Raw genomic sequence first — 328 nt, forward strand, 5'->3', positions numbered from 1 at the left:
ACTACCCTCAACATGTGCTGTCGCACACGCTGATAAAACTTTACTTCTTCCAGATTGTTAAAGAACGAAAAAACAGTGATCTCGAAAAGATCAAACCTAAATCTCACCAATCAATTATTGGCGACTTACGTTTGAACTTTATGGTGGAGGATGACGGGATCGAACCGACGACCCCCTGCTTGCAAAGCAGGTGCTCTCCCAGCTGAGCTAATCCCCCATTGGGTAACGCTAGTGCTGATTGGTAGGGCTGGTTGGACTCGAACCAACGACCCCCGCGTTATCAACACGGTGCTCTAACCAGCTGAGCTACAGCCCCGATAAAACTGTT

The 328-nt window shown here is 48.2% G+C and carries 2 tRNA genes; both read right to left on the minus strand.

The window, feature by feature from the left end:
- Positions 1-141: 141 nt before the first annotated feature.
- Positions 142-217: transfer RNA gene (locus tag FVD38_RS26295), tRNA-Ala, on the minus strand.
- A 22-nt stretch (positions 218-239) separates the two neighbouring features.
- Positions 240-316 (minus strand) — tRNA-Ile (locus FVD38_RS26300).
- Positions 317-328: the final 12 nt, after the last annotated feature.

Origin of the sequence: Massilia arenae (assembly GCF_008014745.1) — a bacterium.
GTDB classification, from domain to species: domain Bacteria; phylum Pseudomonadota; class Gammaproteobacteria; order Burkholderiales; family Burkholderiaceae_D; genus Telluria; species Telluria arenae.